Source organism: Streptomyces sp. XM4193, from assembly GCF_023072595.1.
GTDB lineage: Bacteria > Actinomycetota > Actinomycetes > Streptomycetales > Streptomycetaceae > Streptomyces.
Map to the genome: position 1 here is coordinate 1 of NZ_JALLGK010000018.1, position 649 is coordinate 649.

The following is a 649-nucleotide window of genomic DNA, read 5'->3' on the forward strand; positions in this document are numbered from 1 at the left end:
GTGGAGCGTTCGCTTGCGGTGTTGTTCTCGGGTCAGGGTTCGCAGCGGGCCGGGATGGGTCGTGAACTGTACGGTCGTTTCCCGGTGTTCGCGGAGGCGTTGGACGCGGCGTTGGCGCGTCTGGATGTTCCGGAGTTGCGGGAGGTGCTGTTCGCCGAGGACGACGAGCGGCTGCACTCCACGGGACACACGCAGCCGGCGTTGTTCGCTGTCGAGGTGGCGCTCTACCGGCTTCTCGAATCCCTGGGTCTGGCGCCGGAGTTCGTGGCCGGTCACTCCATCGGTGAGATCGCCGCCGCACACGTGGCCGGGGTCTTCTCGCTGGACGACGCCTGCGCCCTCGTCTCCGCCCGTGCCCGCCTCATGCAGGAACTGCCGTCCGGTGGCGCGATGGTGGCCGTCCAGGCGACCGAGGCCGAGGTCGCGCCGCGTCTGACCGAAGCCGTCTCGCTGGCCGCCGTCAACGGACCCGACTCCGTCGTCATCGCGGGGCCGGAGGCCGAAGTCCTCGCGCTGGCCGCGGAGTTCGCCGCCGAGGACCGCAAGACCCAGCGCCTCTCGGTCAGTCACGCCTTCCACTCGGCTCTGATGGACCCGATGCTCGACGCGTTCCGCGAGGTCGCCGAGGGGCTCACGTACGCCGAGCCGA

1 protein-coding gene is annotated in these 649 nt (G+C 70.1%); it reads left to right on the forward strand.

What is annotated here, in order from left to right; translation table 11 throughout:
• Nucleotides 1-649 (forward strand): acyltransferase domain-containing protein (locus MTQ01_RS24740; RefSeq protein WP_247493106.1); only part of this gene is annotated, 649 nt, incomplete at both ends.